20 protein-coding genes are annotated in these 18,007 nt (G+C 67.6%); 17 read left to right on the top strand and 3 right to left on the bottom strand.

From position 1 onward, the window contains the following. The first annotated feature begins 148 nt into the window (after positions 1 to 148). A complete protein-coding gene (locus tag ABLE91_RS18050; RefSeq protein WP_348932916.1) occupies positions 149 to 1,045 on the top strand; it encodes an amidohydrolase family protein in 897 nt (298 codons plus the stop codon). Between the two features lie 8 nt (positions 1,046 to 1,053). Continuing rightward, complete coding sequence (locus ABLE91_RS18045) at positions 1,054 to 1,731, top strand: GntR family transcriptional regulator (protein ID WP_348932913.1); 678 nt, start codon at positions 1,054 to 1,056, stop codon at positions 1,729 to 1,731. 3 nt (positions 1,732 to 1,734) lie between these two features. On the opposite strand, the gene ABLE91_RS18040 is transcribed toward ABLE91_RS18045, so the two are convergent. Further along, positions 1,735 to 1,902 carry a hypothetical protein gene (locus ABLE91_RS18040; protein ID WP_348932911.1) on the bottom strand — a complete coding sequence of 56 codons (168 nt, stop codon included), beginning with the start codon at positions 1,900 to 1,902 and terminating at the stop codon, positions 1,735 to 1,737. 28 nt (positions 1,903 to 1,930) lie between these two features. Further along, positions 1,931 to 4,105 carry a primosomal protein N' gene (locus ABLE91_RS18035; protein ID WP_348932910.1) on the bottom strand — a complete coding sequence of 725 codons (2,175 nt, stop codon included), beginning with the start codon at positions 4,103 to 4,105 and terminating at the stop codon, positions 1,931 to 1,933. Between the two features lie 77 nt (positions 4,106 to 4,182). Between ABLE91_RS18035 and ABLE91_RS18030 the strand changes: the two genes are divergently transcribed. The 9 genes from ABLE91_RS18030 (at position 4,183) to rlmH (ending at position 10,842) form a co-directional block, all read left to right on the top strand. Next, positions 4,183 to 4,725 carry a DUF1697 domain-containing protein gene (locus tag ABLE91_RS18030; protein WP_348932908.1) on the top strand — a complete coding sequence of 181 codons (543 nt, stop codon included), beginning with the start codon at positions 4,183 to 4,185 and terminating at the stop codon, positions 4,723 to 4,725. Between the two features lie 52 nt (positions 4,726 to 4,777). Next, a complete protein-coding gene (obgE, locus tag ABLE91_RS18025; protein WP_348932905.1) occupies positions 4,778 to 5,812 on the top strand; it encodes a GTPase ObgE in 1,035 nt (344 codons plus the stop codon). Between the two features lie 38 nt (positions 5,813 to 5,850). Beyond that, complete coding sequence (locus ABLE91_RS18020) at positions 5,851 to 6,129, top strand: type II toxin-antitoxin system VapB family antitoxin (RefSeq protein WP_348932904.1); 279 nt, start codon at positions 5,851 to 5,853, stop codon at positions 6,127 to 6,129. Next, positions 6,126 to 6,518 (top strand): type II toxin-antitoxin system VapC family toxin, encoded by a 393-nt coding sequence (locus tag ABLE91_RS18015; protein WP_348932902.1) that lies wholly within the window; start codon positions 6,126 to 6,128, stop codon positions 6,516 to 6,518. Before ABLE91_RS18020 ends, ABLE91_RS18015 begins: the two co-directional genes overlap by 4 nt. A gap of 67 nt (positions 6,519 to 6,585) precedes the next feature. Continuing rightward, positions 6,586 to 7,716, top strand: a complete 1,131-nt coding sequence (gene proB / locus ABLE91_RS18010) for a glutamate 5-kinase (RefSeq protein ID WP_348932901.1) — start codon at positions 6,586 to 6,588, stop codon at positions 7,714 to 7,716. A gap of 188 nt (positions 7,717 to 7,904) precedes the next feature. After that, on the top strand, positions 7,905 to 9,146 hold the full coding sequence (locus tag ABLE91_RS18005; protein ID WP_348933033.1) for a glutamate-5-semialdehyde dehydrogenase: 1,242 nt from the start codon (positions 7,905 to 7,907) through the stop codon (positions 9,144 to 9,146). A gap of 6 nt (positions 9,147 to 9,152) precedes the next feature. Then, positions 9,153 to 9,800, top strand: a complete 648-nt coding sequence (locus ABLE91_RS18000; RefSeq protein WP_510181967.1) for a nicotinate-nucleotide adenylyltransferase — start codon at positions 9,153 to 9,155, stop codon at positions 9,798 to 9,800. A 159-nt stretch (positions 9,801 to 9,959) separates the two neighbouring features. Continuing rightward, positions 9,960 to 10,322 carry a ribosome silencing factor gene (gene rsfS, locus ABLE91_RS17995; RefSeq protein ID WP_348932898.1) on the top strand — a complete coding sequence of 121 codons (363 nt, stop codon included), beginning with the start codon at positions 9,960 to 9,962 and terminating at the stop codon, positions 10,320 to 10,322. A gap of 37 nt (positions 10,323 to 10,359) precedes the next feature. Then, the gene (gene rlmH, locus ABLE91_RS17990) at positions 10,360 to 10,842 is read left to right on the top strand and encodes a 23S rRNA (pseudouridine(1915)-N(3))-methyltransferase RlmH (RefSeq protein ID WP_348932894.1); all 483 of its coding nucleotides are present in this window, start codon (positions 10,360 to 10,362) and stop codon (positions 10,840 to 10,842) included. A 5-nt stretch (positions 10,843 to 10,847) separates the two neighbouring features. Here the strand turns inward: rlmH and ABLE91_RS17985 are convergent, their stop codons facing one another. Then, a complete protein-coding gene (locus tag ABLE91_RS17985; protein WP_348932892.1) occupies positions 10,848 to 11,564 on the bottom strand; it encodes an SDR family oxidoreductase in 717 nt (238 codons plus the stop codon). Between the two features lie 139 nt (positions 11,565 to 11,703). On the opposite strand from ABLE91_RS17985, the gene ABLE91_RS17980 reads away from it, so the two are divergent. The 6 genes from ABLE91_RS17980 (at position 11,704) to ABLE91_RS17955 (ending at position 17,748) form a co-directional block, all read left to right on the top strand. Continuing rightward, positions 11,704 to 13,023 (top strand): murein hydrolase activator EnvC family protein, encoded by a 1,320-nt coding sequence (locus ABLE91_RS17980; protein ID WP_348932889.1) that lies wholly within the window; start codon positions 11,704 to 11,706, stop codon positions 13,021 to 13,023. Then, positions 13,020 to 14,369: a S41 family peptidase gene (locus tag ABLE91_RS17975; protein WP_348932886.1), complete on the top strand. Its 1,350-nt coding sequence runs from the start codon at positions 13,020 to 13,022 to the stop codon at positions 14,367 to 14,369. Before ABLE91_RS17980 ends, ABLE91_RS17975 begins: the two co-directional genes overlap by 4 nt. A gap of 365 nt (positions 14,370 to 14,734) precedes the next feature. Continuing rightward, on the top strand, positions 14,735 to 15,523 hold the full coding sequence (locus ABLE91_RS17970) for a transporter substrate-binding domain-containing protein (protein WP_510181966.1): 789 nt from the start codon (positions 14,735 to 14,737) through the stop codon (positions 15,521 to 15,523). 191 nt (positions 15,524 to 15,714) lie between these two features. Continuing rightward, on the top strand, positions 15,715 to 16,389 hold the full coding sequence (locus ABLE91_RS17965) for an amino acid ABC transporter permease (RefSeq protein ID WP_348932884.1): 675 nt from the start codon (positions 15,715 to 15,717) through the stop codon (positions 16,387 to 16,389). Then, on the top strand, positions 16,386 to 17,045 hold the full coding sequence (locus tag ABLE91_RS17960; RefSeq protein WP_348932881.1) for an amino acid ABC transporter permease: 660 nt from the start codon (positions 16,386 to 16,388) through the stop codon (positions 17,043 to 17,045). Before ABLE91_RS17965 ends, ABLE91_RS17960 begins: the two co-directional genes overlap by 4 nt. Beyond that, positions 17,023 to 17,748 (top strand): amino acid ABC transporter ATP-binding protein, encoded by a 726-nt coding sequence (locus tag ABLE91_RS17955; RefSeq protein ID WP_348932879.1) that lies wholly within the window; start codon positions 17,023 to 17,025, stop codon positions 17,746 to 17,748. The genes ABLE91_RS17960 and ABLE91_RS17955 overlap by 23 nt, the downstream gene beginning before the upstream one ends. Positions 17,749 to 18,007 lie beyond the last annotated feature (259 nt).

Below are 18,007 nucleotides of genomic sequence, written 5' to 3'. Positions count from 1 at the left end.
CCTCCAGATTTCATCGATGATTTTCAAAAAATCGATGATTATTCATTTACACCTCCCGGCTTCGTCGTCAAATGAATGAATCAGATCGTGCCTCTCCCATCGTGGATCGACGGTGACGCAGAGGCACCCGAAGGCCAAAGGTTGACTGATGAGCGTTGATGCCGCCCGCCCCATGCACGCCTGCCCGGCCCCCGACCGGAACACCAAGACGCCGGCCTTCAAGATGCCGCGCGGCGCTTGCGACACCCATGTCCACGTCTTCGGCCCGCAGGTGGTCTTTCCCTTCAGCCCCAAGCGCAGCTACACGCCGGAGGATTGCACCTTCGAGGATTTGCAGAAGCTTCATGCCATCCTCGGCATCGACCGGGCGGTGATCGTCCATGGCGGGGCGCACGGCACCGACAACCGCGCGACCCTGGACGCCCTCGACCGCAGCCCCGGGACCTTGCGCGGTGTGGCGGTGATCCCGTCCGGTCTGCCGCGGGCGGAGCTGGAGGACATGCACCGCCGCGGCATGCGCGGGTGCCGCATGTCCACGGTGGTGAGTGGCGGCGCTTCCTTCGACCATCTGGAGCGGCTGTCCGACGAGACGCGCGATCTCGGCTGGCATCTGGTGCTGCATTTCAACAAGGCGTCCGAGCTGGTGGACGTGGCGCCGCGGCTCGAGGCCATCAAGAGCCCCTTCGTGCTCGACCACATGGCCCGCATCGACGGGCGGGAGGGGGTGGACTCGCTGGCCTTCGCGATCCTGATGGGCCTGCTGGACACCGACCGCTGCTATGTGAAGCTCGCCAGCCTCTACCGCCTCTCCGCCGAGCCCTATCCCCACCGCGACATGCTGCCCATGATCGAGCGGGTGGTGGAGGCACGGCCGGACCGCATCCTGTGGGGCAGCAACTGGCCGCATCCCATCTGCCCTGTGCCCATGCCCAATGATGGCGATATAGTCGACCTCATTCCGCTCTGGCTGCCGGACGAGACCACCCAGCGGCTCGCATTGGTGGACAATCCGGCTGCGCTCTACGGTTTCGGAGCGATCGAGTAGACGAGGACATGACAGACATCCGCACCGCCGACACCCAGGGCGCCACGCTCTCCTCGACCCTCGTGACGCGGCTGCGCGCCTCCATCATGAACGGCGAGCTGATGCCCGGCGCCAAGCTCGTGCTGGACCGCATGCGCGCTGTTTATGGCGTCAGCTTGAGCCCGCTGCGCGAGGCGCTGTGCCGGCTGGAGAGCGAGGGGCTGGTGGAGATCGTGGACCAGCGTGGCTACCGCGTCGCGCCGGTCTCCAACGACAATCTGGCCGAGGTCATCCGCCTGCGCGTGGAGCTGGAATGCCTTGCGGCGCGCGAAGCGATCCTCCTGGGCGATGCCGCCTGGGAAGGGCGCATCCTCTCGACGCTCCACCAGCTCGGCCGCTGCAAGCGCGGCTCGCGCTCGGTGGAGGAGCAGGAGGCGTGGGAGGTCGCCCACCGCGCCTTCCATGCGGAGCTCATCTCGGCGTGCCGCATGCCGCTGCTGCGGCAGTTCTGCGAGACGCTTCACGACCAGAGCGACCGCTACCGCCGTATCTTCCTGAAGGACCACATGCCGGATAGGGATGTGCCGGCCGAGCATGCCGCCATCGCCGATGCCATGATCGAGCGGCGGGCGGATGACGCCACCCGCCTGCTGCGCGACCATATCGAGCGCACCGGCCGCAACATCCAGGCGGCTCTGTGCGGTTGAGGGCTATTTCGGCAGGGGTTCTGCGCCGCAGGCCTTCGGGCTGTCGTATTTGAACCAGTTGCCGCACTTGTCGCAGGCGGAAACGGACAGGCCGAGCGCGACAACCAGCGCGATGCGAACGAAACTGCGCACGGAAAACTCCCTCTCCGGTTCGCGCACAAGATAGGCCATCGCCGCTCTTTTGGAAGCGGCGCAGTGGTCACAGGAAGCTCAGCGGGTCCACATCGATGGCGACGCGCGTGTTGCCCGTGACCTTCGGCGCCACGGCGCGCCAGGCGCGCAGATAGGCGGACAGGTCGAAGTTGCGCGGCGCGCGCGCCAGGAGCCGCCAGCGATGGCGCCCGCGCAGCACGGCGAGCGGCGCCTCGGCGGGGCCCAGCACGCGCACATCCTTCGTGATGGGTGCGCAGGCGGCAAGGCGCCGGGCATGGGCCTCGGCGGCATGTGCGTCGGTGGCGGAGACAACGAGGCTCGCCATTCGGCCGAAGGGCGGCAGGTGCGCCTCCTGACGCGCCGCGATCTCGCTTTCATAGAAGGCGGCGCGGTCGCCTTTTACCAGAGCTGTCATCACCGGGTGCTCCGGCATATGGGTCTGGATGAAGCCGCGCCCTTCCGCAGCGCCACGTCCCGCGCGCCCGGCGACCTGATGGACGAGCTGGAACGTGCGTTCGGCGGCGCGCGGGTCGCCCTGGCCGAGGCCCACATCGGCATCCACCACGCCCACGAGGGCGAGGCCGGGGAAATTGTGGCCCTTGGCCACCAATTGGGTGCCCACCACCACATCCACCTCGCCGCGCGCCACCGCCTCCAGCTCCGCCCGCATGCGCTCGACGCCGCCGGTGAGGTCGCTGGAGAGGACGAGGCTGCGCGCCTCCGGGAACAGCGCCTGCACCTCCTCCTGAAGCCGCTCGACGCCGGGGCCGCAGGGGATGAGGCTGTCCTTGGCCTCGCAGCTCGGGCAGGTCTCCGGCACCGGCGCCTGATAGCCGCAATGGTGACAGGCGAGGCGGCGGCGGAAGCGATGCTCCACCAGCCAGGCGGAACAGGAGGGGCAGCGCATGCGATGCCCGCAGGAGCGGCAGAGGGTGAGGGGCGCATAGCCCCGCCGGTTCAGGAACAGGAGTGCCTGCCCGCCGCCGGACAGGGTCTCGTTGATCTCGGCTTCCAGGCGCGGCGCGATCCAGCGTCCGCGCGGCGGGCCTTCTTTGCGCAGGTCGATGGGAGCAAGCCCCGGCACCTTGGCGCCGCCGAACCGCTCGGGCAAAGCCAGCCGCCGGTAGCGCTCGCGCCGCGCATTCACTTCGGTCTCGATGGAAGGGGTCGCGGAGGCCAGAACGATGGGCGCACCTGCAAGCCGGGCGCGCACCACCGCCATGTCGCGGGCATGGTAGGCGACGCCTTCGTCCTGCTTATAGGCTGGGTCGTGCTCCTCATCGACAATGGTGAGAGCGAGATCGCGGAACGGCAGGAACAGGGCCGAGCGGGCGCCGGCCACCACCTTGACCTCGCCCGTGGCGACGCCCTGAAGGATGCGGGCGCGGCGGCGCGTGGAGACGCCTGAATGCCATTCCGCCGGCTTCACGCCGAAGCGTTTGGTAAAGCGGTCGAGGAAGGCCTGGGTGAGGGCGATTTCCGGCAGGAGAATGAGCGATTGCCGGCCCTGCTTCAGCGCCTCCGCCACCGCCTCGAAATAGACCTCTGTCTTGCCGGAGCCGGTCACGCCATCCAGCAGATGGACGGAAAAGGCGCGGGCCTCCACGGCGGCGCGCAAAGCGGCGGCAGCTGCCTCTTGGATTGACGACAGGTTCGGCGCGGCATGGGTGGGGTCGGGGAGTTCCGCCGCCGGCTCCGGCGGAAGCACGATGGTTTCCAGCGCGCCGTCATCCACGAGGCCGTCCACCACGGAAGGGGAGACCCCCGCCTCCCGCGCCGCGTCGCCCTTGCCGCGCACGAACCCGTCCGCCAGAAGGTCCATGAGCTTGTGGCGCGCGGCGGTCATGCGGCCGGGCACCTTTCCGGTGGCGCGTACGCCCACCCGTTCGCGCGCGACGCCCGGGCTTTCCCCGTGGCGCAGCGCCATGCGCAACACCATCCCTCGGGGCGCGAGGGTATAGTCTGCCATCCAGTCGATGAGCTTTAAGAGGTCCGCCGGCAGGCGCTCATAATCCAACAGCGCCTTGACGCTCTTGATCTTGGCGGTGTCCACCGCCTTGCCGTTGGCCGCGCCCGGCCACACGCAGCCGACCATTCCCTTGGTGCCGAGCGGCACATGCACGAGGTCGCCGGGCTGAAGCTCCAGCCCGTCGGGGACGGCGTAGGAATAGGGCGTGTCGAGGCCGAGAGGCAGCAGGACGTCGACGGTGCGCGGGCTCATGTTCCTCTTTTGGTCCAAGGCGCTCGAAAGGTCAAAGGGGCTGGACGGCGCCAAGTGTGTTGGAGATATTTCGGCCCATGAGCAAGCGGGTGGCACTTCTGCGCGGCGTGAACGTGGGTGGAAAGACCATGGTTTCCATGGCGGAGCTGCGCCATGCGTTGGAAGCGCTCGATCTCGCGGATGTTTCCACGCTGCTGCAATCGGGAAATGTGCTGTTCGAGGCGGGCGGGGCGGGCAATGCCGCGCTGGAGACGCGCATCGCCGGAGCGGTCTCCGAGCGCTTCGGCCTTGAGACCGAGGTGTTCGTGCACGATGCCGGAACCTGGGGAAAGCTGATCAAATCCAATCCCATGACCGCCGCAGCGGAAGCAGCGCCCAGCGGCTTCATCATGCTGGTGCTGAAGGCGCCGGCCGAGGCGAAGGTGCTGGAGAAGCTCCAGGCGCTCGCCGTCGACGGGGAGGAGTTGAAGGCGGTGGGCCACGCCCTCTTCGCCTCGCTTCCCAATGGGATCGGCCGCTCGAAACTGGGCAATGCGCTTTCGGGCAAGATGGCGGGATTGCGCGGGACCGGGCGCAACTGGAACACGGTCCTGAAGATCGCGGCGCTTCTGGAGGCGTGAGGAGAAGCAGCTCGGCCTTGCCTTCCTGCGTCGCCACGTCTACCTCCAGGCCATGAAATTCCTCGATCAAGCCAAGGTCTATGTGCGCTCCGGCGATGGGGGCGCGGGGTGCGTCTCGTTCCGGCGCGAGAAGTTCATCGAGTTCGGCGGCCCCAATGGTGGCGATGGCGGGCGCGGGGGCGATGTCTGGATCGAGTGCGTGGACGGGCTCAACACCCTGATCGACTATCGCTACCAGCAGCATTTCAAGGCCAAGAAGGGCGAGCACGGCATGGGCGCCAACCGCACCGGCGCGCGCGGCTCCGACGTCGTGCTGAAGGTGCCGGCCGGCACGGAGATCCTCGACGAGGATGAAGAGACCGTGCTCGCCGACCTCACCGAGGCGGGCCAGCGCATCAAATTGCTGGAAGGCGGAAACGGCGGTTTCGGCAACGCCCAGTTCAAGACCTCCACCAACCAAGCCCCGCGCCGCGCCAATCCCGGCCTTGAGGGCAAGGAGAAGTGGATCTGGCTGCGCCTGAAGCTGATCGCCGATGCCGGCCTCGTGGGCCTGCCCAATGCGGGCAAGAGCACGTTCCTCGCCGCCACCACGGCGGCAAAGCCGAAGATTGCGGACTATCCCTTCACCACGCTCCACCCCGGCCTCGGCGTGGTGCGGGTGGACGACCGCGAATTTGTGCTGGCGGACATTCCCGGCCTGATCGAGGGCGCGCACGAGGGCGCCGGCATCGGTGACCGCTTCCTCGCCCATATCGTCCGCTGCGGCGCCCTGCTGCATCTGGTGGACGGCACGTCCGAGCATGCGGGCAAAGCCTACAAGACCGTGCGGGCGGAACTGGCCGCCTATGGGCACGACCTTGAGGACAAGCCGGAGATCGTGGCGCTCTCCAAGGTCGATGCCCTGTCGCCGGAACTGCTGAAGCAGCAGAAGGAGCGGCTCCAGCGCGCCGCGAAGAAGAAGCCGCTGCTGCTCTCCGCCCAATCGGGGCAGGGGGTGCAGGAGGCGCTGCGCATGCTGCTCGATATCGTGCAGGCAGCGCGCGCCGCGGAGATCGAGGCCAAACCCCGGCCGGAATGGCGGCCTTGAGGGAAATATGCTAGCATCTTCGTAAAGGAGCTAGCACCATGGCCCGCCAACTGAACATCCGCAGCGACGAGGCGGTGGAAACCGCCAAGCGGCTGGCGAAGCGGCATGGCGTCACCACCACGGAGGTGGTGGTGCGGGCCCTGCGCCGTCTTGACCAGGATGCGCCGCCTGTCCCGACCGATGAAGAGCTGACGCGCGAGCAGAAGGCGGAGATCGAAGCGTTGCGGCGGCTTTCTCGCGAGGCGGCAAAGCATGCGGTTCCCGGCGCGACCTCCGATCACAGCGACATGTACGACGAGAATGGGCTGCCCATTTGATCGCGCTGGATACCTCGGCGATCGTCGCCATCGCACTCGGCGAGCCCGAGGCAGAGGCTTTCACGGAAATCATTGGTGCCCGACGTGCTTATGTTGCTGCGCCCACCGTGCTGGAGATCAAGCTGGTGCTGACTCCGCGTCTGGGAGCATACGCGGATGCGTTTCTAGAGGCCCTGCTGAGCAGGCCCTCGATCCGCTGCGTGGACTTCACGCTTCCCATGTATCGCCTCGCCGCCGATGCCTTCGATCGGTTCGGCAAGGGCCGTCACGCGGCCCGGCTCAATTTCGGAGACTGCATGTCCTACGCGGTCGCCAAGGCCCACGATGTGCCGCTCCTCTTCAAGGGCAACGACTTCGCGCAGACCGACATCAGGCCGGCTTTCGTCTGAGGCCATCTGTTCCTGACGCCCCTCTTGGAGTATCGAGACGGCCCCGCTTCACTGAAAAAGCCCAGCCGTGACTGCCCGAACCCCCGCCCTCGCCGATTTCCGCCGCATCGTCATCAAGGTGGGCTCCGCGCTCCTCGTGGATTCCGCGCGCGGGAAGGTGCGCCTCGCCTGGCTGACCTCGCTGGCGGAGGATATCGGCGCGCTGCACCGGCAGGGGAAGGAGATCATGGTGGTCTCGTCCGGCGCCATCGCACTCGGGCGCACCGTGCTCTCGCTGCCGAAGGGCCCGCTCAAGCTGGAGGACAGCCAGGCCGCCGCCGCCGTGGGGCAGATCGCGCTCGCCCGCACCTGGGCGGAGGCACTGGCGCACGAGGAAATCACCGCCGGCCAGATCCTCCTGACGCTGGGCGATACCGAGGAGCGCCGCCGATACCTCAATGCCCGCTCCACTTTGGCGCGGCTGATGGATTATCGCGCCGTGCCGGTGATCAATGAGAACGACACGGTCGCGACCTCGGAGATCCGCTACGGCGACAATGACCGCCTCGCCGCCCGCGTCGCCACCATGGCGAGCGCGGACCTCCTGGTGCTGCTCTCGGACATTGACGGGCTCTACACCGCCCCGCCGGCGCAAGACCCGGAAGCGAAGCACATTCCCGTGGTGCCGCGCATCACCGCCGAGATCGAGGGCATGGCGGGGGCCGCCGGCTCGGAACTGTCGCGCGGCGGCATGCGCACCAAGATCGAGGCGGGCAAGATCGCCACCTCCGCCGGCACCCACATGGTCATCGCCTCCGGCCACGGGAAGAATCCCCTGCGCGCCATCCAGGAGGGCGGGCGCTGCACGTGGTTCCTCACCGGCGCCACCCCCGCCCGCGCCCGCAAGGCGTGGATCGGCGGAGCGCTGGAGCCGCGGGGCGTGCTGCATCTCGATGCCGGGGCCGTGGCGGCGCTGCGGCGCGGGGCGAGCCTGCTGCCGGCGGGCGTCACCCGTGTCGAGGGCCTGTTCGAGCGCGGCGATGCGGTGTTGCTGCGCGGCCCGGACGGGGCCGAGGTGGGGCGCGGGCTCGTCGCCTATGACAGCGACCATGCGGAGCGCATCGTCGGCCGCGGCACGACCGAGATCGAGAATATCCTCGGCGTGTCGGGCCGCGCCGAGATGGTCCATCGCGACGACATGGTGGTGGGCGCCAAATAGCGCCCCATATAAGGTTCCACCCGTCGCCCGCTGTCCCGCTGGGGCATGGGGTGGTAAAGGTGGCTCAAGAGCCGATGCCCGGCCGTGTTCAAGAGAGTTGTGCCATGTCCCAGTCCACTGCCGCCCGTGCTGCCGCCCTCGTCGAGCGCACCACGCCGCCGGCTGCGCCTGCGGATGTGGCCGGCTATATGGTCGAATTGGGCCGCCGCGCCCGCGCCGCATCCCGCTCCCTGGGCCTCGCAAGCGCTGATATGAAGACGCAGGCGCTCAAGGCTGCCGCTGCCGCCATCCGCGCCGCCGCGCCCGCCATCCTCGCCGCCAATGATGAAGACCTCGCCCGCGCCCGCGCCGACGGCATGAGCACGGCGTTTCTCGACCGCCTCGCTTTGGACGAGAAGCGCATCGAGGGCATCGCGGCCGGGGTGGACATGGTGGCGGGCCTTGCGGACCCGGTCGGGGCCGTCACCGAGAGCTGGACGCGGCCCAACGGCCTGCTGATCGAGCGCGTGCGCACGCCGCTCGGCGTCATCGGTGTGATCTATGAGAGCCGCCCGAACGTGACTGCCGATGCGGCGGCCTTGTGCGTGCGGGCCGGCAATGCGGTGGTCCTGCGCGGCGGGTCGGACAGCCTCCTGTCCTCCGGCGCCATCCATGCCGCCTTCGTCTCCGGCCTCGTGGAGGCCGGCCTGCCGGCGGATGCGGTGCAGTTCGTGCCGTTCGCGGATCGCGCTGCCGTGGGCGCCATGCTGGCGGGGCTCAACGGCAATCTGGACGTGATCGTGCCGCGCGGCGGCAAGGGACTGGTGGGCCGCGTGCAGGCGGAGGCGCGGGTGCCGGTCTTCGCCCATCTCGACGGCATCGTGCATGTCTATGTGCATGCGGCGGCGGATCTCGCCATGGCCAAGACCGTGCTGCTCAACGCCAAGATGCGCCGCACCGGCATCTGCGGCGCCGCTGAAACTCTTCTGGTGGACCGCGCCGTCGCCGGCGAGATGCTGGCGCCGCTGGTGACGATGCTGCTGGACGCGGGCTGCGAGGTGCGCGGCGATGACGCCACCCAGGCCGTGGACACCCGCGTCGTGCCGGCAAAGCCCGAGGACTGGGACACCGAATATGAGGACGCCATCATCTCCGCGAAGGTGGTGGACGGCCTCGATGAGGCCATCGCCCATATCGAGGGCCACGGCTCGCACCACACCGATTCCATCATCACACGGGATGAGGGCGCCGCGCAGCGCTTCCTCACCGAGGTGGATTCGGCCATCGTGCTGCACAATGCCTCCACCCAGTTCGCCGATGGCGGGGAATTCGGCTTCGGCGCCGAGATCGGCATCGCCACCGGGCGCATGCATGCGCGCGGGCCGGTGGGGGCGGAGCAACTCACCACTTTCAAATACCGTGTCCACGGCTCCGGCCAGACCCGTCCGTGACCTGAGATGGCGGGGGAGGGGGCCGTGGCGTTAAGTGAGCAAGCCGTCCTGCGCCTGCCGCCGGTTTCGCGCGGTATGCGCATCGGCCTGTTCGGTGGCAGCTTCAATCCCGCCCATGAGGCGCACCGCGCGGCGAGCCTTCTCGCGCTGAAGCGGCTGGGTCTCGACCGGGTGTGGTGGCTGGTGACGCCGGGCAATCCCTTGAAGGATAATCGCCACCTGCCGACCCTGGCGGCGCGCGTCGCCTATGCCGAGACGGTCGCCCACCACCCGCTGATCGACGTGACAGGGGCCGAGGCGGCGCTTGGCACCCGCTACAGCTACGAGACCGTGGCGCTGCTCACCGAGCGCATGCCCTATGTGCGCTTCGTCTGGATCATGGGCGCCGACAATCTATCCCATTTCCACCGCTGGCAGCGCTGGCGCGCGTTGGCCGAAAGGGTCCCCATCGCGGTGGTGGATCGCATGGGCGACAGCCTCGGCGCCACCGCCTCGCTGGCGGCGAAAGCGCTCGGACGCTATCGAATCGACGAGAGTGACGCCGCCATCCTGCCGACCCTCGACCCGCCCGCCTGGGTGTTCCTGCACGGGTTGAAATCCGCCATGTCCTCCACCGGCATCCGCGCCGCGCAGCGGGCGCGGGAGGCGGCCTAACGGCGCGGTTTGGTTAAGGCGCCTTGATATTTGCCCGGTTTGGCCCCATTCTAAGGGTGCGGCCTCAGGGGCGGCGTCGCTGGTTCCTGGGCTGCTGATAAACAAGCGAGAGGATCCGGACCCCTGTCCACATCGGCTTCCCTGGCGGCTGCCACACCCATGGCTCCCGCACCGGTCTCCCAAGCGCAACTTGACGCCGAGGAGATCCTCGCCTTGGTTCTCGCACGCCTGGACGACGACAAGTCGGACGACATCGTCTCCATCGATCTGCGCGGGAAGACCTCCATCGCCGACTATATGGTGGTTGCCTCCGGCCGCTCTCAGCGGCATGTGGGCGCCATCGCCGAGCACCTCATCGAGGGGCTCAAGGCGGCCGGCATCAAGCAGGTGCGGGTGGAAGGCCAGCCCGCCTGCGATTGGGTGCTCATCGACGCGAACGACGTGATCGTTCACGTCTTCCAGCCCGAAGTCCGCAGCTTCTACAATATCGAGAAGATGTGGTCGGGCACCGCCCGGGCCTGATCTGCGAGGGCGCGCCCATCCAGTGCTGAGGCGCGCCGTGCGCATCCTGATCGCCTGTATCGGCCGCATGAAGGCCGGGGCTGAACGCGACCTCGTGGCGCGCTATCTCGATCGCGCCAAGGCTGGTGGCCGTTCGCTCGGCCTCAGCGGCTTCGAGGTGGTCGAATTTTCCGAATCATCCGCCCGCCGCGCGGAAGACCGCATGGCCGAAGAGGCCGGCGCCCTGATCGGCGCGCTGCCGGCCGGTGCGCGGCTCGGTGTGCTCGATCCGCGGGGACGCAGCCTGTCCAGCGAGGACTTCGCCGCGCGGATCGGCGGCGAGCGGGATGCCGGGGCGGGTGCCTTCGGCCTCGTGATCGGCGGTGCCGACGGCCTTTCGGACATGGTGCGCGTCCGCGCCGATTTGACCATCTCCTATGGAGCCGCCACATTTCCGCACCAGCTCGTGCGCGTCATGCTGGCCGAGCAGATTTACCGGGCGACGACGATTCTCTCGGGCCACCCCTATCACCGCGCCTGAGCCCTCTACCTGCCGCCGAGGCTCGCCCCGCCATCCACCCCCAGCACCTGCCCCGTGACGAAGCCGGCCTCCTCCGACAGGAGGAAGCAAATGACGGCCGCCACTTCCTCAGGCTGGCCGAACCGCGCCATGGGCACGGAGGCGAGCGTGCTGCGTTCCGCCTCGCTGCCCGGCGGGCGGGAGCGCCGCATCAGCTCGGTCTCGATGGGGCCGGGGGCTACCGCATTGGAGGTGATGCCGAAACCGGCCAGCTCCAAGGCCCAGCTCCGGGTGCAGCCGACCAGCGCGCTCTTGGCGGCGGAATAGGCGGTGCGGTTGTAGCCGCCATGGATGGCGCGGCTCACCACGTTCACGATGCGCCCGGTGCGGCGCGCCTTCATTCCGGCAAGAAACGCCTGCGTGACCTGCACGGCGGCACGGACATTGAGATCGAACACGGCCTCCAGCGTCGTGAGCTCCAGCTGCTCCAGCGGCTGGGGCGTGACGATGCCGACATTGTTGACGATGCGGTCGATGGCGAATCGCGCCTCTACCTCGGCCAGGACCCGGGCGGTATCGCCGGTATCGGCAAGGTCGCACGCCAAAAGCGTGCCGGGAAAATCGATGCCGTCCACATTCCGCGCGAGGCCGACCACCGCCGCGCCCTGGTCCGCCAGCCGCTGGGCCGTGGCGAGCCCGATGCCTTTCGTGGCGCCAGTGATGAGTACTGCCGTCTCCGCCATGCCGTCCTCCCGTTTTTCTGCCCTTTGGGTCGTGATGTCACAGGCGCCGCCGGGGAGCCAGCGGAATGGCTTTGAGACTGGCGGGCGCGGGTGCAGCATGGTTTACGTCTGCTCAACCACGCGGCTTTAGTTTCCATTCATGGTTCTTCGCATCGGCCCGTTCTTCAGCGCCTTGGTGCTCGCCTGTGCGCTCGCAGGTGGGAGCGCGCTCGCGCAGGCGCCTGTGCCGATGCCGCGCCCCCCGTCGGCGGGCGCCCCCCGCACTATGCCCAATGTGGACACGGACGCGCTGCGCGGCGATGTGAGCCGCAATGAGGCGCTTCAGGCCAAGCTTCGCGCCGATCTTGAGGCGGCCCAGGGTGACCGCGGTAAGCTGGCGCAGTTCCTCGTGGACACCACCAGCCGCATCCGCGACGTGGAGCAGCAGCTCATCGAGGTGGAAGGGCGGATGACCGAGCTGGACAAGGCCGGCTCGCAGATCCGCGCCTCCCTGGTGCAGCGCCGGGCGGTGCTGGCCGAGGTGCTGGCAGCGCTGGTGCGGCTGGGCCGCAATCCGCCGCCGGCCCTCCTGATGCGTCCCGACGATGCACTGGATGCCGTGCGCTCGGCCATTCTGCTGGGCGCAATCCTTCCGGAAATGCGGGTGGAAGCGGAGACTCTGGCCGCCGACCTCGGGGAACTCGCCCGGGTGCGCAGCGAGCTCTCCTCCGCTCGCGAACGTTTGACCACGCTGCGCCGGTCCCTCGACGAGGACCGTACCCGCATCGCGGCCCTGGTGACGGAACGTCAGCGCCGGCAGGCGGAGACGAATCCCACCCAGGCGGGCGACAAAGCCCAGGCCGAGACGGTGGCGAAGGCCACCGGCGACGTGCACGATCTCGTGACCCGGCTTGAGACCGAAGTGGCCCCCGCCGCGCGCGCCGCCGATGCCGCGAAGGCCCAGCCTCAGCCTGGTGCGGCCACGCCCGAGCCGGCAAAGACGACGATGGCCGCGCTCCAGAACCCGGGTCGCATCGCCCCCGCCATGCCCTTCACCGAGGCTAAAGGCTTGCTGCCACTGCCAGTTGCGGGTGTTCGGCTCAAGGACTTCGGTGCTTCGGACGGCCTCGGCGGGGCCGAGAAGGGCCTCACCATCGCAACCCGCGCCGGTGCCCAGGTGGCGGCGCCGTGTGACGGCTGGGTGGTCTATGCCGGGCCGTTCCGAAGCTACGGGCAACTCTTGATCATCAATGCCGGCGGCGGATACCATGTCCTGATGGCAGGCATGGACCGCATCACCGTGGATCTTGGCCAGTTCGTTCTCACGGGCGAGCCGGTGGCGGTGATGGGTAACGGGCCGCGCGTGGTTAACGCGGCCTCGGGGCAGCCTCAATTGTATGTGGAATTCCGCAAGGACGGAGTTTCAATCGATCCCGCCCCATGGTGGGCGGCAACGGACAGTCAGAAGGTGCGCGGATGATGCGTCGTACGTCTCTTTTTCTCTTCGGCGTCGCGGCCGGTGCCTTGGCGACTGTGGCCGCTGTCCAGCCGAGTATCCTGTCGGGCATGGCGGCCGAGGCCGCGTCCTCTGACACCTACCGACAGTTGAATCTGTTCGGCGACGTGTTCGAGCGGGTGCGCTCGGACTATGTGGAGAAGCCGGACGACGCGAAGCTGGTGGAATCGGCCATCAACGGCATGCTTGCCGGGCTTGATCCCCACTCCTCCTACATGGACGCGAAGAGCTTCCGCGACATGCAGGTGCAGACCCGCGGCGAGTTCGGCGGCCTCGGCATCGAGGTGACGATGGAAGACGGCCTCGTGAAGGTCATCGCTCCCATCGACGACACCCCGGCCGCCAAGGCCGGCGTGCAGGCCGGCGACATCATCACCAAGCTCGACAACGACCAGGTGCAGGGCATGACCCTGAACCAGGCGGTGGAGAAGATGCGCGGGGGCGTCAACACCCCCATCACGCTCACCATCGTCCGCAAGGGCGCCGAGAAGCCCATCGAGATCAAGGTGGTGCGCGACACCATCCGCATCCGCGCCGTGCGCTCGCGCATCGAGAACGGCGATGTGGGCTATATCCGCGTCACCTCGTTCAACGAGCAGACCTACGACAACCTGAAGAAGGCGGTCGAGGACGTCACGGCGCAGATCGGCCCGGACAAGATCAAGGGCTACATCATCGACCTGCGCAACAATCCCGGTGGCCTGCTCGACCAGGCCATCGCGGTCTCCGACGCCTTCCTGGAGCGCGGCGAGATCGTCTCCACCCGCGGCCGCAATGCGGACGAGACCCAGCGCTTCAACGCGCGGGGCGGTGACCTCACCAAGGGCCGGCCGATCATCGTGCTGACCAATGGCGGCTCGGCCTCGGCGTCCGAGATCGTGGCCGGCGCGCTGCAGGACCACAAGCGCGCGACCATCCTTGGCTCGCGCTCATTCGGCAAGGGCTCGGTGCAGACCATCATCCCGCTGGGCGGGAACGGCGCCCTGCGCCTGACCACCGCGCGCTACTACACGCCGTCGGGCCGCTCCATCCAGGCCAAGGGCATCGAGCCGGACATCGTCCTCATCCAGGACATGCCCGACGAGCAGAAGGCCAAGATCGCGGCGGCCGGCGGCGACACCACTCGCGGCGAGGCGTCCCTGAAGGGCCACCTGAAGAATGGCGACGACGAGCAGGCGGGCTCGCCCTCCTACGTCCCGGCCGATCCGAAGGACGATACCCAGCTCAAGATGGCGGTGGACCTGCTGGAAGGCGTTCAGAAGAACGCGGCCTTCCCGCCGAACCCGAACAAGACCAGCGTCGCCAACTGAGCGGCGTAAGTTCCAAGTTCCAAGGCCCTGCCGGGGAGACCCGGCGGGGCCTTTTGTTTTTGGACGGCTGCTTCTGGGAGGACCCGTGTCCGACGTCCCACCCACCAGCCGTCATGCCCGGGCGTGACCCGGGCATCTCTTTAAGGACCGGGCGCACCAGGATTCCCAGGAGATCCCAGGATCAAGTCCGGGGATGACGAGGGTTGGAGGCATCCCTCTCATTGCTGTTTTTTTAGGCGCGGTGCCCTTCCGGGGCGACAGCCCTGCTCATCGCATGCGCGGGGACCGACACCACATCCCGCATCTGCCCATGGCACACCTCTTGCTGATCCTGGTGGGAAACCTCGCGTCTGGAGCGTTCCCCCATGTCCTTCACCCGTCGCTCTCTCTTCGCCGGCGGCCTTGCGCTCGCCATGGCGGCTCTCCCGCTCGCCGCGCAGGCGGACGCGCTGGACGACATTATGAAGGCCGGCGTCATCAAGGTGGCCGTGCCGCAGGATTTCCCGCCCTTCGGCTCCGTAGGTCCGGATCTCAAGCCGGTGGGCTACGACATCGACATCGCGAACCTCATCGCCGCCAAGCTCGGGGTGAAGGCGGAACTGGTGCCGGTGTCTTCGGCGAACCGCATCCCCTATCTCCAGACCAAGAAGGTGGACCTCGTCATCTCCTCCCTCGGCAAGAATGCCGAGCGCGAGAAGGTGATCGACTTCTCCGTTGCCTACGCGCCCTTCTTCAATGGCGTGTTCGGTCCGGCGGACCTGAAGGTGACGAAGGTGGAAGACCTCGCCGGCATGACGGTGGGCGTCACCCGCGGCTCGGTGGAGGATCTGGAGCTCGCGAAGATTGCGCCCGCCAATACCGACATCAAGCGCTACGAGGACAACAACTCCACCATCTCCGCCTTCCTTTCCGGCCAGGTGAAGGCCATCGCCACCGGCAATGTGGTGGCCGCCGCCATCCTCGCGCGCAACCCGCCGAAGAAGCCGGAGGTGAAGTTCCTCATCAAGAATTCGCCCTGCTTCGTCGGCCTCAACAAGGACGAGCCCAAGCTCCTGGCGAAGGTCGATTCGATCCTGACGGCGGCGAAGAGCGACGGCGCTCTCAACGCCATCTCCCAGAAATGGCTCGGCGCGCCGCTGCCAGCGGACATGTGAAAACCAAGAGAGCTCCCTCTCCCGCTTGCGGGGGAGGGGTGGGGAGGGGGCATGTCAAGCAGAGCGGCGTCTGCAACCACTCGGACTGCACCTTTCCCCCTCCCTAGCCCTCCCCCGCAAGCGGGAGAGGGAATCACGAGCGGTGTCGTTGCGCGTTTGATGCGCGGCAGGGCAGGGGGACCGAACCAAGCATGGCCTATAGCCTCGATTTCGGCGCGCTGGCGGAATATGCGCCCGTCTTCGCCAAGGGCGTCGCCATCACGGTGGAGCTGATCGCGGTGGGCGGCACGCTTGGCGTGGCTCTCGGCATCGCCTGCGCCTGGGTGCGCACGCAGGGGCCGAAGCTGCTGCGGCCTCTGGTGTCGCTCTATGTGGAGTTGATCCGCAACACGCCCTTCCTGATCCAATTGTTCTTCATCTTCTTCGGCCTGCCGTCCATCGGCGTCTCCCTCACGGAGATGCAGGCGGCCATCCTCGCCATGGTGGTCAATCTCGGCGCCTATGCCGCCGAGATCATCCGCGCCGGCATCGAGGCGACCCCGCGCGGACAATTTGAAGCCGGCTCAAGTCTTGCCATGTCGCGGTTCCAGACCTTCCGCTACGTGGTGCTGGCACCGGCGCTCCAGCGCATCTGGCCGGCGCTTTCCTCGCAGATCGTCATCGTCATGTTCGGCTCGGCGGTTTGCTCGCAGATCGCGGTGGAGGACATCACCTTCGCCGCCAACTTCATCCAGTCCCGCAACTTCCGGGCGTTCGAGGCCTATATCGTCGCGACGCTGCTCTATCTCGTGCTGGCGCTGGCGTTGCGGCAGCTCATGCGCCTGCTGGGAACCGCCATCTTCCCCCGCCGGAGGGCCGCACGATGACCCCCTTCACCACCTGGGACATCGTCCGCAACCTCCTTTATGCGGCCGAGTGGACGGTCATCCTCTCGCTGGTCGCCTTCTTCGGCGGCGGGGTGGTGGGCCTGGTCGCGCTGTTCGCCCGCACCTCGAAGAACGTGGCCGCGCGCCGGCTGGCGGCCGTCTATATCGAGCTGTTCCAGGGCACGCCGCTGCTGATGCAGCTGTTTCTGTTCTTCTTCGGCCTCTCGCTCCTGGGCCTCAACGTGCCGCCCTGGCTTGCCGCAGGCGTTACGCTGACGCTGTGGACCGGCGCCTTCCTTGCCGAGATCTGGCGCGGCTGCGTGGAAGCGATTCCCAAGGGCCAGTGGGAGGCGTCCTCCAGCCTCGCCATGGGCTATTTCGAGCAGATGCGCCACGTGGTGCTGCCCCAGGCGCTGCGCATCGCCGTGCCGCCCACGGTTGGCTTCTCGGTGCAGGTGGTGAAAGCCACGGCGCTCACCTCCATCATCGGCTTCGTGGAGCTCTCCAAGGCCTCCACCATGATCACCAACGCCACCTTCCAGCCCTTCGTGGTCTACGGATTCGCGGCCCTCATGTACTTCGCGCTGTGCTGGCCTCTCTCGAAGAGCAGCCAGCTTCTGGAAAGGAAGCTGAATGTCGCTCATCGCAATCACTGAGGTCCGCAAGCGCTTCGGCGACAACGAGGTCTTGAAGGGAATCAATCTGGACGTGGCGCCCGGCGAGGTGATCGCCATCATCGGCAAGAGCGGCTCGGGAAAGTCGACGCTGCTGCGCTGCATCAACGGCCTCGAGACCATCGATGACGGGTCCATCCTGGTGGCCGGCGCGCAGCTTGCTCCCGACGAAGTGCATTTGCGGGCGCTGCGGCTGAAGGTCGGCATGATCTTCCAGCAGTTCAACCTGTTCCCGCACCTCACCGCCGGGCGGAACGTCATGCTCTCGCCCATGGTGGTGAAGAAGGTGCCGGCCAAGGAAGCTGAGGAAGAAGCACGGGCGCGGCTGGAGCAGGTGGGCCTTGGCCACAAGTTTGATGCCTATCCGGACGAACTCTCCGGCGGGCAGCAGCAGCGCGTCGCCATCGCCCGCGCGCTCGCCATGAAACCCCTGGCGCTCTTGTGCGATGAAATCACCTCCGCCCTCGATCCGGAGCTGGTGAACGAGGTGCTCCAGGTGGTGGGCAAGCTGGCGGGGGAGGGGATGACCCTGTTGATGGTGACCCACGAAATGCGCTTCGCCCGCGAGGTCTGCGACCGCGTCGTCTTCATGCACCAGGGCCGCGTCCATGAGATCGGCCCGCCGGACGAGGTGTTTGGATCTCCGAAAACCGTGGAACTTCAACAGTTTCTCGGCCTCGCCTGAGGCTGGGACGCTCACCCGATACCGGCGGCGCTCCGTCTGCGTCTGCCCCAAGGTGACCTCTTGCGCGCGTCCGCGGCAGGCCGGTGCGGCAATGCGGCGCTTGGGCGGGAACCCGGTCGTGTTGCCGCTTCGCAAAGCCTGTGTTAGGCAACCCGCAACTCCTGGGAGCGGCCTCGTCCGCGGTCCGGGATTTGGGCAATGATAATCCCAACAGATCAAGGGTTTCAGCTCTTGGCGCGGTTCGCGCCCAGGGACATGA

Origin of the sequence: Aquabacter albus, from assembly GCF_040049275.1 — a bacterium.
Lineage (GTDB): Bacteria > Pseudomonadota > Alphaproteobacteria > Rhizobiales > Xanthobacteraceae > Aquabacter.
This window is presented reverse-complemented; position numbering and strand designations above follow the sequence as displayed.